Genomic DNA, 13,235 nt, shown 5'->3' with positions numbered 1-13,235 from the left:
GCTTTTTTGGGCCGTTTGCCCTTGCTCCGAGCCGCCTTTTCGGGGAGATTGCGGCCCTCGAAGTCAGGACCCCCGAGCCCATGAACGCGCCCTCTTCCTCTTCCCGCCAGATCGCCTGGCCCAGCGTCATCACCGTGATCAGCGCCGCCATTCTGATCGGCGCCGAGGTGTTCGGCGCGGCCTTTGCCGGCGGCTGGGCGCTCGCGATTCTGTTCGGGCTCGGCGACCAGGGCGCCCACATCCTCCAGGCCGTGTTGTTCGCACTCGGCGTGCTGGTGATGACCGCGTTCATCCGCGCAGCTCAGCGCGTCGAGCCGTTCACGAAGCGCGGCTGAAGCTCGCGCGCGACAGACGCGCGCGCCGCGTGGAGAAGCTTAACGCGCGTTCATCTTCCGCGTCGCTCGCGCAACACTGCGCAAGCAGATGTTAGGCAATTCGGTTGGCAGCCTAAAAAAATTCTTGCGAAGCAGAGTCAAAACGCTTATGTGCGGATTTGCCCAATTTCGCACGTGCCTGTGGTCGTGTGTCAGTCGGTAGGTATCCGGACAAGAGGCCGGACAGCCGCCAAGGGGTGAAGAAGCCGAGGGGCTCTTCGGAAGTGCAGAAGTCGGAGGATCGAGGTCCGAAGACGAGGGCAAACCCGAAGCGTCCAGCATCTCTCTCAAAGAGATGCCATGTCGAAGGTGACTTTACTCTTTGCAACCGTGACTGGCAGCCGGAGGCGAACCGGCGCACCCCGCTCTCAACGGGGGACGCGACTTAAAGCAACGACGGATCGGGCTTTTTTGGTCTCTACCGGCGGTCCAACGCCGGCGCGGGCTACTGAAAAGGCTTGTCCTTCATTGCCAGGTGTGCGGGCGGGAACACTCCCAACCAATCCACGGCAGCACAGTCTGGTTTGAGTCTTGTGGCTTCGTCGCGCCTCCATCGCGCGATCCGGCCAGAGCACTCTTATCCGACGTCATGTTTTGAACGGGCCCGTCGCTGGGCCGTTTGGGAGAGTGCCATGACCGAACGTATCCAGGAATTCCTGCGCAATCGCCGCAAGGATGGCCTCGACACCGAGCCGTGCCTCGTGGTCGACCTCGAGGTCGTGCGCGACAATTACCAGAGCTTCGCCAAGGCGCTGCCCGACAGCCGCGTGTTCTACGCCGTCAAGGCGAACCCGGCGCCGGAAGTGCTGGCCCTGCTCGCCTCCATGGGCTCCTGCTTCGACACCGCGACCGTCGCCGAGATCGAGATGGCGCTGGCTGCTGGTGCGACGCCCGACCGCATCTCCTTCGGCAACACGATCAAGAAGGAGCGCGACATCGCGCGCGCCTTCGCGCTCGGCATTCGGCTGTTCGCCGTGGACTGCGCCGCCGAGGTCGAGAAGGTCGCGCGTGCCGCCCCCGGCGCGAAGGTGTTCTGCCGCATCCTCTATGACTGCGCCGGCGCCGAGTGGCCGCTGTCCCGCAAGTTCGGCTGCGACCCGGAAATGGCGGTCGAGGTGCTCGACCTCGCCAAGCGCCTGGGCCTGGAGCCGTGCGGCATCTCGTTCCATGTCGGCTCGCAGCAGCGCAAGGTGAAGGCGTGGGACCGTGCGCTGGCGATGGCCTCGCAGGTGTTCCGCGACTGCGCCGAGCGCGGCATCAACCTGTCGATGGTCAACATGGGCGGCGGCTTCCCGACCAAGTACCTGAAGGACGTGCCGCCGGTCGTGACCTACGGCCGCTCGATCTTCCGCGCGCTGCGCAAGCACTTCGGCAACCAGATCCCGGAGACCATCATCGAGCCGGGCCGCGGCATGGTGGGCAACGCCGGCATCATCGAATCCGAGGTCGTGCTCATTTCGAAGAAGAGCGATGAGGACGAGGTCCGCTGGGTGTATCTCGACATCGGCAAGTTCGGCGGTCTCGCCGAGACCATGGACGAGTCGATCCGTTACGCCATCCGCACCCGTCACGACGGCGCGGACATGACGCCGTGCGTGCTCGCAGGTCCGACCTGCGACAGCGCCGACGTGCTGTACGAGAAGAACCCGTATCCGCTTCCCGTCACGCTCGAGATCGGCGACAAGGTGCTGATCGAAGGCACCGGGGCCTATACGTCGACCTACTCGTCGGTGGCGTTTAACGGCATCCCGCCGCTGAGGACGTACCACATCTGATCCGCCTCTCTGTTCTCGAGGCCTGACGAACCCGGGAGCCGGTCCGCCGGCTCCCTTCCCGACATTGCCATTCTGACGACGCGCGAGTCCGCGTGCCCCTGGCGCTCGGATTCGAGCGGGGACTGACGTGCCATGACTGCTCCTCGGAAGCCACAGATCGCCCTCTCCTCGAAAGCCGCTCCGTTCGTGATCCGCGCGGAGCGTGCCGCCGACGTCGTGATGCGTGAGGCACTGCTCGATGCCTGCTTTGGCGAGACCCGCCACGGCCGCACCTGCCAGCGCCTGCGCGACGGACGCGCACCCGCTGCAGGCCTTGCCCTATCGGCGATGCGCGAGGGCAAGCTCGTGGGAACCGTGCGGCTGTGGCACGTCAGCGCCGGAGGCAGGCCCGCTCTGGTCCTCGGACCGCTGGCGGTGGACCCTGCCTGCCGCGAGCTCGGGATTGGCGCCGCGCTGATGCATCAAGCGCTGGCCGCCGCCCGGGCGCGCGGGCATGCCGCCGTGATCCTGCTCGGCGACGCGCCCTATTACGCCCGCTTCGGCTTCTCGGCGGGGAAGACCGGCGAGCTCTCGCTGCCCGGCCCGTTCGAGCGCGACCGCCTGCTGGCGGTCGAATTCACCGATGGCGCGCTCGACGGCGCCGAAGGGATGATCGTCCCGACCGGCGCGGCCTTGTCCAAACGGAGGGCGGTTCGCGCTCTCCAGGCGCACGCGGCCTAAGAGGTCGCCTTCATAGCGAAGAGCGAAATAGCACTGAGCGCCAGCGCCCGGCCGCGCCTGCGCTGGCTTCCTTTGGGGTTGCGCAGGCGCGCGAAACGCCCTTTAACCCCGCGAAACACCCTTCTGTCCGTCGAGGTCCATGACCATGTCCCGTCGCCTGATCTCCACCGGCTCGCCCCTCGAGAAGACCGTCGGCTACAGCCGCGCCGTGATCGACGGCGATTTTGCCTTCGTCGCGGGAACGACCGGCTATGACTACACCACGATGACGATGCCGGCCGATGTCACGAGCCAGTCACGCAACTGCTTCAAGACCATCGAAGCCGCCCTGAAGGAGGGCGGATTCGAGATGGCCGACATCGTCCGTGCGACCTACTACGTCACCGACTCCAGCTACATCGACGCCCACTTCGCCGTCTGCGGCGAGGTTCTCGGCGACATCAGGCCGGCCGCGACGTTGCTGGTCGTCAGCGCCCTCGCCAAGCCCGAGATGAAGGTCGAGATCGAAGTCACCGCCAAGCGCCGCAGCATCTGACGAGCGCCGCAGCGCCTGATCCACCCCACCCTTGTCTGCCAGCACTTTCCGGAGAAACCATCCCATGAGCCCCGCCTCGCAGATCTACGCGAAGATCACCGGTCCCATCGTCATGGTCGGCTTCGGCTCCATCGGCAAAGGCACATTGCCATTGATCGAGCGGCATCTCGACTACGACAAGTCGCGCATCACCGTGCTCGATCCCAAGGACGAGGGCCGCAAGGCGCTTTGCGAGAAGCACAATGTCAGGTTCATCCAGAAGGGCCTGACCAAGGACAATTATCGCGAGGTGCTGACGCCGCTGCTCACCGAGGGCGGCGGCCAGGGCTTTTGCGTCAATCTCTCGGTCGATACCGGCTCGACCGACATCATGGAGCTCTGCAACGAGCTCGGCGCTCTCTATATCGACACCGTAAACGAGCCCTGGCTCGGCTTCTATTTCGATGCCTCCAAGGGACCGGAAGCGCGCTCCAACTACGCGCTGCGCGAAGTGACTCTGGCCGCCAAGAAGGCCCGCCCCGCGGGCTCCACCACGGCGGTCTCCTGCTGCGGCGCCAATCCCGGCATGGTCTCCTTCTTCGTCAAGCAGGCGCTGCTCAATGTTGCCGCCGACCTGAAGCTCAACGCCCCCAGGCCCAAGACCAGGGCCGAATGGGCAGACCTGATGCGGCAGGCCGGCATCAAGGGCATCCACATCGCCGAACGCGACACCCAGCGGTCCAAGAAACCGAAGGAGCCCGATGTCTTCGTCAACACCTGGTCGGTGGAAGGCTTCCTGTCGGAAGGCGTGCAGCCGTCGGAACTCGGCTGGGGCACCCATGAAAAATGGATGCCCGAGAATGCACGGACCCACGAAGCCGGCTGCGGCGCCGCCATCTATCTGATGCAGCCCGGCGCAAATACGCGCGTGCGCACCTGGTGCCCGACCCGCGGCGCGCAATATGGCTTTCTCGTCACCCACAACGAGTCGATCTCGATCGCCGACTACTTCACGGTGCGCGACGCATCGGGCAAGGCGATCTACCGGCCGACCTGCCACTACGCCTACCATCCGGCTGACGATGCCGTGCTGTCGCTGCATGAAATGTTCGGCCGCGCCGGGAAGATGCAGGAAAAGCACCACATCCTCGACGAGAACGAGATCGTCGACGGCATCGACGAACTCGGCGTGCTGCTGTTCGGCCACGACAACAATGCCTATTGGTACGGCTCGCAGCTCTCGATCGAGGAGACCCGCAAGCTGGCGCCCTATCAGAACGCCACCGGCCTGCAAGTGACCTCCGCCGTGCTCGGCGGCATGGTGTGGGCGCTGGAAAATCCCAACGAAGGCATCGTCGAAGCCGACGAGATGGACTTCGATCGCCTCCTGGAAATCCAGCTGCCGTATCTCGGCCCGGTGAAGGGCTTCTACACCGACTGGACGCCGCTGACGGATCGTCCCGGACTGTTCCCGGAGGATATCGACACCAGCGATCCCTGGCAGTTCCGGAATATTCTGGTGCGGTGAGGCGCCATCCCTGTCCACCCTGCATTCCGGGGTGCGCCACTTGGTGCGAGCCCGGAATGACGGAGAAACCTACTTCTCCTTGATCGGCGGCGCGATCTTCTCGGCCGGCGCCTGCGGCAATGCAGGCTTGGTCGCCGCACCCTGCGTCTGGGAATCCGGTCGCGCGGGCTCGGGGGCCGGCGTGGTGGGCCGGTCACCACCGGGCTTGGACTCCGCGGGCGTCTTGTTCTGATCGTCGGACGGAGTGCCCTGGAGCGGTGGCGTCGCCTGTGCCAGTTCCATCCGGCTTTCGGCGCGGATTTGCGCGAGCGACATCACCGACACCACGACGCCTGCTGCGAACAGCGCGCCGGCAATTGTCAGATCGAGCTTCAGTCTGCGCTTCTCATCTTGGCCGGGCATATCGATCACCGCCTTTGTCCGCGGGATCAACGAAACCGGGCCGCCCCGGTTCCCGGACCGAAGAGGCGGGAACCCACCCCTTGCGTGCCAAAACGCCGCGCTCACTCGGTCGTGCTGACCTCCCAGGTGGCGTGGCGCACGCCCGGCAAATGCTGGAGATCAGTCGCCACCGCGTTCAGCTCGTTCGGATCGACCGCGGTCGCGACCAGCTTTGCTGCGATCTCCAGAATGTCGTCGCCGATCTCGGCCACATCGATGTCGGCCACCGAATATTTCGCACTCTCGAGCTTCTCGACCAGACGGTCGCGCATGTCCGGAAGAGCATCAGCCGCAACCGCGAGCTTGAAATAATACGTCGCCTCCAGCGCCTTCTCGTTCAGCGGGATGCGGTTGATGGCGTTGACGAGGGGACGCAGCATGGTGTTGCCGGCGATGACGAAGACGGTCAGCGCCGCAGCTTGCGCGATCATGTCGGCGCCGGCGCAGGAGCCGACCGCTGCGGACGCCCACAGCGTTGCCGCGGTGTTGAGGCCGCGCACGTCCATGCCCTGCTTCATGATGACGCCGGCCCCCAGGAAACCGATGCCAGACACCACATAGGCGATCACCCGCACCGCACCGTCCGCACCTGCCAAGTTCATGGCGAGATCGACGAAGGCAGCGGCTCCGACCGCGACCAGCACATTCGTCCGCAGGCCCGCGGTGCGCTGGCGGTATTGCCGCTCCGCGCCGATCAGCGTGCCCAGCACGAAGGCCGTGGTCAGGCTGGCCAGCGTGTCCGCGAAATCGGCGAGCTGGAAGGTCGTGAGAAATCGCATGGTTCCCTATACGGCCGGAACCATGACAGATTAAAGCTCCAGCAGGCCGCCATCCCCATTTTCATCGGCAAAGGCCAGCAGCGTCCCCTTGGCGTTCCAGGCGAGCGCGGCCACGGCCGGCGTGCCGTTGCGGCGGACCAGGATCTCGGCGCCGTCTTCAAGACGCACCATCAGCACGGTGCCGTCGCTGTAACCGGCGGCGAGGATGTCGTTCTTGGGATGGCAAGCGACGACCGAAACGCGCGCCTGCAGCGGGGCGAGCATCGCGGGCTCCTTGCCCATCGGGCCGTCCTTGCTGCCGAACGGCCATACGATGACGGTGTCGGCTCCCGAGGTCGCGAGCCCCTTGCCGCCGGCGCTCCAGGACATCGAGCGGACGCGGCCGGGATAGCCGGTCATGCGCATGTGCCTGTTGTCGGCAAGCCGCCAGCCATGCAGCGCCGGCTCGTGCATCGCGGTGACCAGGAATTTGTTGTCCGGGCTGAAGCTGACGCCGTGATGCGAACCGGCCCAGGGCAGGAATTCGGCTGATCCCGCCATGTTCGGAAACCAAAGCGTCACGCCGTTGTAATGCGCGATCGCGAGCCGCAGGCCCTTCGGCGCGAAGGCAAGGCCGCCGACGGTCGAGGGCACCTCGAGCGACTTCTCCTCGGTTTTGCCGCTCTTCACGGTGGCCGTCTTGCCGGCCGACCAGGCGAAGGCACCGTCTGCGTGCAGCGCCACCGCATCGATCCAGCGCCGCTTCGGGTCGGTGGCGAGCAGCGTCACCTCGCCCTTGGCGTCGAGCGACACGACCTTGCCGTCGTCGCCGCCCATCACGAGGTGCTTGCCATCGGAAGCGGTCGAGAGAATGCCGCCACTGTGCACGGCAACCGTGGTGATCTCGCCTTTGCCATCGACGAATGCGACGTTTTCCTCGCCGCCGACGAAGGCAGCGCGCGGGCCAAGGAAATGCACCGAGGTCACGGCCATACCGAGCGTAAGAGGCTTGACGCGGTCGGTGACTGAGACGATCGAGGCGGAGTCGGGAGGCGGCGTGAACTCTTTCATCACGAGACGATGCAGCTCTCGAAACCCTTGCGGATCGCCTCTTCCGGCAATTCGCGGCCGATGAAGACGAGACGGCTCTCGCGCGGCTCGCCCTCCTTCCACTTCCGCTGGTGATTGCCCTCCAGCATCATGTGGACACCCTGGAAGACATAGCGGTCGTCGTCGTCATGGAAGGCGAGAATGCCCTTGGAGCGAAGGATCTTGCCGCCCTCGACCTGCACCAGGTTCTGGAGCCAGGGCATGAACACGTTCGGGTCGAGCGGCTTGTCGGTCTTGAGGGAGAGCGACTGCATCTCCTCATCATGATAGTGCTTCAGGCCGTGATCGTGGTGGTGATGGTCGTGGCCGTGATGGTGATGATCATGGTCGTGGTCATGATCGTCGGCCTCCAGGAAGTCCGGCTCGATGTCGAGGATGCGGTCGAGGTCGAACGCGCCGCGGTCGAGCACGTCGGCCAGCGCCACCGAGCAGCGCTCGGTGCGGTGGAGTTTCGCATAGGGGTTGATGCCGCGAATGCGCGCCTCGACCTCCGCGAGCTCGCCTTTGTTGACGAGGTCGGTCTTGTTCAGCACGATGACGTCGGCAAAGGCGATCTGGTTCTTGGCCTCGGGTGCGTCCTTCAGCCGGTCGGACAGCCACTTTGCGTCGGCGACCGTGACGACCGCGTCGAGCCGTGCGTTCTTCTGCACGTCCTCGTCGACGAAGAAGGTCTGAGCGACCGGCGCCGGATCGGCGAGACCCGTGGTCTCGACGATGATGGCGTCGAACTTGCCCTTGCGCTTCATCAGTCCATCCATGATGCGGACGAGGTCGCCGCGCACGGTGCAGCAGATGCAGCCATTGTTCATCTCGAACACTTCCTCATCGGCGCCGATGATGAGGTCGTTGTCGATGCCGATCTCGCCGAATTCGTTGACGATGACCGCGTACTTCTTGCCGTGGTTTTCCGACAGGATGCGGTTCAGGAGCGTGGTCTTGCCGGCACCGAGATAGCCGGTCAGGACAGTCACGGGAATCTTTTGGGAGGTCGCTTCAGACATAACAACTCCGGACTTCGGGCTTGTCGCGCGACGCGAGGCGGGGTGGCCCCCGCCCTAGTGGTCAAGCGCGCTGGTCAGGGCCTTTATATTGTGCCTGACCATGTCAATGTAAGTGGGTGCAGCCCCCTTTTCGCCGGTCAAACCGTCCGAAATCAGGGTCCCGCCGACCTTGGCGCCGCTCTCGGCCGCGATCCGGCGGATCAGGCGATCGTCGCTGATATTTTCCAGGAACACGGCCGGGATCTTCTGGGCCTTGATCTGGCTGATGATGGCCGCAATGTCGCGCGCGCTGGGTTCGGTTTCCGTCGAGACGCCCAGGGGGGCGATGAACCGGATACCGTACTCGGCGGAAAAATAGCCGAAGGCATCGTGGGTGGAGATCACCTTGCGCCGCTCCGGCGGAATTTTCGCCACGGCGTCGCGGATCTCGCGGTCGAGCGTTTCGAGCTTTTCCAGATAGGCTTTGGCCTGGGCGCGGAAGAAGTCCGCCTCACCCGGGACGGCGGCGGCCAACGCATTGGCGATGTCGGTCACGTAGATCCTGGCGTTCGGGACAGACTGCCAGGCGTGGGGATCCGCGGCTGAGCCAAGTTTCAGAGGTACGATTCCGGCGCTGGCAACGACGACCGTTGCCTTGCTGCCGGAGGATTGGACGAGACGCGGCAGCCAGCCCTCGAGGCCGAGTCCATTGACAATGACGAGCTTTGCATCCGCGACCCGCTTCGCGTCGGCGGGGGCCGGCGTGTAGACGTGGACGTCGCCGTCCGGGCCGACCAGCGTCGTCAGATCGATGCGGTCACCACCGACATTGCGGACGAAATCGCCGAGAATCGAGAAGCTCGCGACGACGTTGAGCCGCTCCGCGGCATGCAGCGGCGCGGCGACCAGCAACAGCGCACAAAACAGGATGAGCCGCATCGTCATGCTTCCAGATGCCGGCCGGGAAGCAGTTGCCGGACGATGCCGCCGACACGGCCGAACAGCACGGAGACGATGTAGAGCATCGTCGCCACGAGAATGATGGCGGGACCTGACGGCACACGGGTCTGGAACGACAGCACCAGCCCCGCATAGCCCGAGACCGCGGCGGCAACGACGGCGATGCAGATCATCTTGGTCAGATCTCGCGACCAGAACCGGGCAATGCCCGCGGGCAGGATCATGAGGCCGACCGCGAGCAGCGTACCGAGCGCCTGAAAGCCGTTGACGAGGTTGATGACGACGAGCGCGAGGAAGGCGAGATGCGCGGGGCCGCCGGCGCGGCTCACGGTGCGCAAAAACAGGGGATCGACGCTCTCGATCACCAGCGGGCGATAGATCACCGCGAGCACCAGCAGCGTCACCGTGGCATTGAAGGCGACTACCAGCAGCGTCTGATCGTCGATTGCGAGGATGTTGCCGAACAGCACGTGCAGCAGATCGATATTCGTGCCCTTGATCGAGACGATGGTGACGCCGAGCGCAAGCGAGGCCAGGTAGAAAGTCGCAAGCGAGGCGTCCTCCTTCAGCCCGGTCGAGCGGGCGACCACGCCGGCGAGGATCGCGACGGCAAAGCCGGCGATCAGGCCGCCGGCCGTCATCGCGAACAGGCTAAGGCCCGAGAGCAGGAATCCGACGGCCGCGCCGGGCAGGATCGCGTGCGCCATGGCGTCGCCGACGAGGCTCATCCGCCGCAGCATCAGGAATACGCCGATCGGCGCACCCGCCAGCGCCAGCGCGATCACGGCGGCGAGCGCCCGCCGCATGAACTCGAATTCGGTGAACGGACCGATCAGCGCGTCATAGATCATCGAACATCAAGCCGCCCGCGAGCTGATATCATCGGCCGCGCAGGCCGCGGCGCTGTCGTCGAAGGCCTCGCACATCCGCATCGCAACGATCAGGTTTTCCGGCGTCAGCACCTCCGCGGTCGGGCCCCACGCCACAGGGCCGCGCGCCAGCACCAGCGTCTCGCTGAAATGGTTGCGCACCATCTCCATGTCGTGCAGCGCGGCGAGCACGGTGCGGCCTTCGCCTTGCCATTGCTTCACCAGCGCGAGCAGATCGGCCGTGGTCTTGCTGTCGATGGCGTTGAAGGGCTCGTCGAGCACGATCAGGCCCGCATCCTGGAGCAGCACGCGCGCGAACAGCACGCGCTGCATCTGGCCGCCCGAGAGCGTGCCGATCGGGCGGTTCTCGAAGCCATTGAGGCCGACGGACGTGATCGCGCCGAGGATTTTTTCGCGGGCGGCCTTGCCGATGCCACCGAACAGGCCAGTCGCGCGCCACAGCCCTGTGCCCACGAAGTCGAACACCGAGATCGGGAAGCTGCGGTCGATCTCCGCGCTCTGCGGCAGATAGGCGATGTCGCGGGCATCGAGGCCGCCGAGATGGATGGTGCCATCGAGCGGTTTGAGGATGCCGACGATGCCGCGCAGCAGGGTCGACTTGCCGGCGCCGTTCGGGCCGATCACGGCGACAAGTGCACCCGGGGCGACCTCGCCGCTGAGATGGTGCACCGCCGGATGACGGTCATAGCCCAGCGTGACGTTGTGGAAATGCAGCGCCGCCATCCTCACCTCATCGCCAGAAGAACGACGCCCCAGAGCACGGCACAAACGGCGGCGGCAGCCGCGAGACGGCCCGCCATGGTCATGCGCAGGATCGACCAGGGCGCCGTCTGGGCCGGATGCGGAGACGCCGCATCATGAACATGGGCATGGCTGTGGTCGCGCCCGTGCGCATGCCCGTATCCATGGGCGTTGCCGTGGGCATGGTCATGATGATGGGCACGGGACGCGGCGGGAACCATGCCAACAACGTTATATTATAACATTCCGCCTGTCCACGCCGGCTCACGGCTTGCCGATCACCATCGCGATGGCGGCGGCCACGAACGGGAACGGCACCGATACGGCGCAGCGGAACCAGACGAAACGGGCCGGCATGAACGGGATTTCCCACAAAATCACGCGCTGGAACGCGAACAGGGCCCAGGCGACGACATAGGCGACCACCTGGGGCACCCCGCCGCCGGACTTCAGCGCCACGGTGCCGATGGAGAAGCCGATCACCGGGCCGCCCGGCGTGGCGGCGCCGGCGACCACGGCGGCCGCGACCCCGAACCAACCGCTGTCAGGGCCGAGCCAGCCGGTGATGACCTCCTGTGGGATGATGGCGGCGATGTAGCCGGAGCCGATCACACCTAGCGCGATCCGCGGCACGATGTTGATGAAGTCCATCGAGCCTTCGCGGAGCGAGGCCTTGAACACGGGAGGGCCGCGGCGGAACGCGATCAGGCCGACGCCCAGCACCGAGCCCCACAACAAGATGTCGATCAGAAGCGCTGCGCTCAATTCTCGTCCTCCTTCGCGAGCGGCTTCGGATAAAGCCTGACATAGACGAAGCGGCCGAGGGCACCTGCGAGCACCGGTAGCGGCAGCGAGATCACGATCCGCCACAGCGTGAAATCGGTGCCCATGATCGGGATCTCCCAGGCGACCGCCCGGCCGTAGCCGATCAGGGTCCAGCTCACGACCATGGCGATGGTGGCGCCGAAATCGGCGCCAACCGCGAGCAGCGCGCTGGCCACGGGATAGGCGGTGAAGGGACCGCCCGGCAGGATCGCGCCAAAGGCGGTGCCGATCAGAAGGCCCATCAGGCCGGATTTCGGCCCCAGCGAGCGCGAGACCTTTTCGTGCGGCAGGATCTCGGAGATGAAGGCGCCGAGCAGGCAACCGGCCAGCACGCGCGGCAGGATGCCGCCGAACAGCGACAGGTCGTGGGTGAGAATGTCGAGGACGCCGTCGGCGCCGTCGCGCCGCCAGACCAGCGCCGCGCTCACCGCCACCAGGACTGCGATGATGATCGTCGACCAGCCGATCGGCTTGCGCACGCGCCCCGGCCGCGGCTCGGAGTCTGCGTCCTCGGCAGCCGGGTCTTTCGGGGAAGGTTCTGACAACGGGCTCGGTCGGGATCGATGGGATGGCCCGTTCTGATTAGGAGCGCCGGCCGGGCGTTGCAAACGGAACGATCACAGGCCGATACGCGCACCGTGCAGGGCAATTCCGCACAGCAAAAAAGGCGGCCGCTGACGCGACCGCCTTTTTTGACTTCCGTCATTCCGGGGCGCGCGATGCGCGAGCCCGGAATCTCGAGATTCCGGGTCTGGTGCTGGCGCACCATCCCGGAATGACGAGGTGAGAACTCAGGCCTTCTCGAACAGGGACTCCACGTATTCCCAGTTCACGAGGTTCTCGACGAACGCCTTGAGATAGTCGGGGCGGCGATTGCGATAGTCGATGTAGTAGGAGTGCTCCCAGACGTCGCAGCCGAGGATCGGGGTGGCGCCGTGCACCAGCGGATTCTCGCCGTTCGGGGTCTTGGAGATTTCGAGCTTGCCGTTCTTGACCTGGAGCCAGCACCAGCCGGAGCCGAACTGGCCGACACCGGCCGCCTGGAAGTCGGTCTTGAACTTCTCGAAGCCGCCGAGGTCCTCGTTGATCTTCTTCTCGAGCTTGCCGGGCAGCTTGGTGCCGCCGCCATTGGGCTTCATCCAGCTCCAGAAGTGGATGTGGTTGTAGTGCTGGCCGGCATTGTTGAACACCGCGGGGTTCTTGCCGAACGAGCCCTTGACGATCTCTTCAAGGGACTTGCCTTCCCATTCGGTCCCCTTGAGCGCGTTATTGCCGTTGGTGACGTAGGCCTGATGATGCTTGTCGTGATGATATTCCAGCGTCTCCTTCGACATGTACTGGCCGAGGGCGTCATAGGCGTAAGGGAGTGGGGGCAGCGTAAAGGTCATGGGTTCTTGTCCGCAACTGGTGGGGAACGAGTTCTAACGGTCACCCCTTATAGAAGGTTCCGCCGCCATTAAATACCTCAGAATTTCGAAAACGCGTGACCGGGACGCTTGGCACAATTGCATAAAATCGTCGCAGCACGCGGACATCTGCGCGGTCGTGGTGGCTCAATACAAAATATCATTGCCTTTGAGGCGCTTATGGCAGAACCAATGCCCTGCGCACCGACGTTG

General features: G+C 65.1%; 16 protein-coding genes. 5 read left to right on the top strand and 11 right to left on the bottom strand.

The window, feature by feature from the left end; all coding sequences use genetic code 11:
• The first annotated feature begins 80 nt into the window (after nt 1-80).
• The 5 genes from ABIG06_RS16255 to ABIG06_RS16235 all read left to right on the top strand — a co-directional run bounded on the left by ABIG06_RS16255 (nt 81) and on the right by ABIG06_RS16235 (nt 4,911).
• Nucleotides 81-335, top strand: coding sequence for a hypothetical protein (locus ABIG06_RS16255; protein WP_124163263.1), 255 nt, complete (start codon nt 81-83; stop codon nt 333-335).
• Nucleotides 336-1,006: 671 nt separating this feature from the next.
• Nucleotides 1,007-2,149 (top strand): type III PLP-dependent enzyme, encoded by a 1,143-nt coding sequence (locus tag ABIG06_RS16250; protein ID WP_124163264.1) that lies wholly within the window; start codon nt 1,007-1,009, stop codon nt 2,147-2,149.
• Nucleotides 2,150-2,281: 132 nt separating this feature from the next.
• On the top strand, nt 2,282-2,869 hold the full coding sequence (locus tag ABIG06_RS16245; protein ID WP_124163265.1) for a GNAT family N-acetyltransferase: 588 nt from the start codon (nt 2,282-2,284) through the stop codon (nt 2,867-2,869).
• 145 nt (nt 2,870-3,014) lie between these two features.
• Nucleotides 3,015-3,404, top strand: a complete 390-nt coding sequence (locus ABIG06_RS16240; RefSeq protein WP_370140863.1) for a RidA family protein — start codon at nt 3,015-3,017, stop codon at nt 3,402-3,404.
• 64 nt (nt 3,405-3,468) lie between these two features.
• Complete coding sequence (locus ABIG06_RS16235) at nt 3,469-4,911, top strand: homospermidine synthase (RefSeq protein WP_124163266.1); 1,443 nt, start codon at nt 3,469-3,471, stop codon at nt 4,909-4,911.
• A gap of 69 nt (nt 4,912-4,980) precedes the next feature.
• Here ABIG06_RS16235 and ABIG06_RS16230 read toward each other — a convergent pair whose 3' ends face one another.
• The 11 genes from ABIG06_RS16230 to ABIG06_RS16180 all read right to left on the bottom strand — a co-directional run bounded on the left by ABIG06_RS16230 (nt 4,981) and on the right by ABIG06_RS16180 (nt 13,004).
• Nucleotides 4,981-5,313, bottom strand: a complete 333-nt coding sequence (locus ABIG06_RS16230; protein ID WP_199752288.1) for a hypothetical protein — start codon at nt 5,311-5,313, stop codon at nt 4,981-4,983.
• A 101-nt stretch (nt 5,314-5,414) separates the two neighbouring features.
• Nucleotides 5,415-6,131 (bottom strand): MgtC/SapB family protein, encoded by a 717-nt coding sequence (locus tag ABIG06_RS16225; protein WP_124163268.1) that lies wholly within the window; start codon nt 6,129-6,131, stop codon nt 5,415-5,417.
• Nucleotides 6,132-6,161: 30 nt separating this feature from the next.
• Nucleotides 6,162-7,181, bottom strand: a complete 1,020-nt coding sequence (locus tag ABIG06_RS16220) for a WD40 repeat domain-containing protein (protein WP_370137799.1) — start codon at nt 7,179-7,181, stop codon at nt 6,162-6,164.
• Nucleotides 7,181-8,221, bottom strand: coding sequence for a CobW family GTP-binding protein (locus ABIG06_RS16215; protein WP_124163270.1), 1,041 nt, complete (start codon nt 8,219-8,221; stop codon nt 7,181-7,183). The genes ABIG06_RS16220 and ABIG06_RS16215 overlap by 1 nt, the downstream gene beginning before the upstream one ends.
• Nucleotides 8,222-8,275: 54 nt before the next feature.
• Entirely contained in the window at nt 8,276-9,139 is an 864-nt protein-coding gene (locus ABIG06_RS16210; protein ID WP_370140862.1) for a metal ABC transporter substrate-binding protein, read from the bottom strand.
• A 2-nt stretch (nt 9,140-9,141) separates the two neighbouring features.
• A complete protein-coding gene (locus ABIG06_RS16205; RefSeq protein WP_370137797.1) occupies nt 9,142-10,011 on the bottom strand; it encodes a metal ABC transporter permease in 870 nt (289 codons plus the stop codon).
• A gap of 6 nt (nt 10,012-10,017) precedes the next feature.
• A complete protein-coding gene (locus ABIG06_RS16200; RefSeq protein ID WP_370137796.1) occupies nt 10,018-10,773 on the bottom strand; it encodes a metal ABC transporter ATP-binding protein in 756 nt (251 codons plus the stop codon).
• Nucleotides 10,774-10,775: 2 nt separating this feature from the next.
• On the bottom strand, nt 10,776-11,012 hold the full coding sequence (locus tag ABIG06_RS16195) for a hypothetical protein (RefSeq protein ID WP_370137794.1): 237 nt from the start codon (nt 11,010-11,012) through the stop codon (nt 10,776-10,778).
• A gap of 43 nt (nt 11,013-11,055) precedes the next feature.
• A complete protein-coding gene (locus ABIG06_RS16190; protein WP_131869035.1) occupies nt 11,056-11,556 on the bottom strand; it encodes a hypothetical protein in 501 nt (166 codons plus the stop codon).
• Nucleotides 11,553-12,161 carry a permease gene (locus ABIG06_RS16185; protein ID WP_370137792.1) on the bottom strand — a complete coding sequence of 203 codons (609 nt, stop codon included), beginning with the start codon at nt 12,159-12,161 and terminating at the stop codon, nt 11,553-11,555. The genes ABIG06_RS16190 and ABIG06_RS16185 overlap by 4 nt, the downstream gene beginning before the upstream one ends.
• A 246-nt stretch (nt 12,162-12,407) precedes the next feature.
• A complete protein-coding gene (locus ABIG06_RS16180) occupies nt 12,408-13,004 on the bottom strand; it encodes a superoxide dismutase (protein WP_027573470.1) in 597 nt (198 codons plus the stop codon).
• Between the last annotated feature and the right edge of the window lie 231 nt (nt 13,005-13,235).

Source organism: Bradyrhizobium sp. USDA 326 (genome assembly GCF_049739485.1).
GTDB lineage: Bacteria > Pseudomonadota > Alphaproteobacteria > Rhizobiales > Xanthobacteraceae > Bradyrhizobium.
Note: the sequence above shows the minus strand (reverse complement) of the source record. Positions and strands in the feature narration are given on the sequence as shown.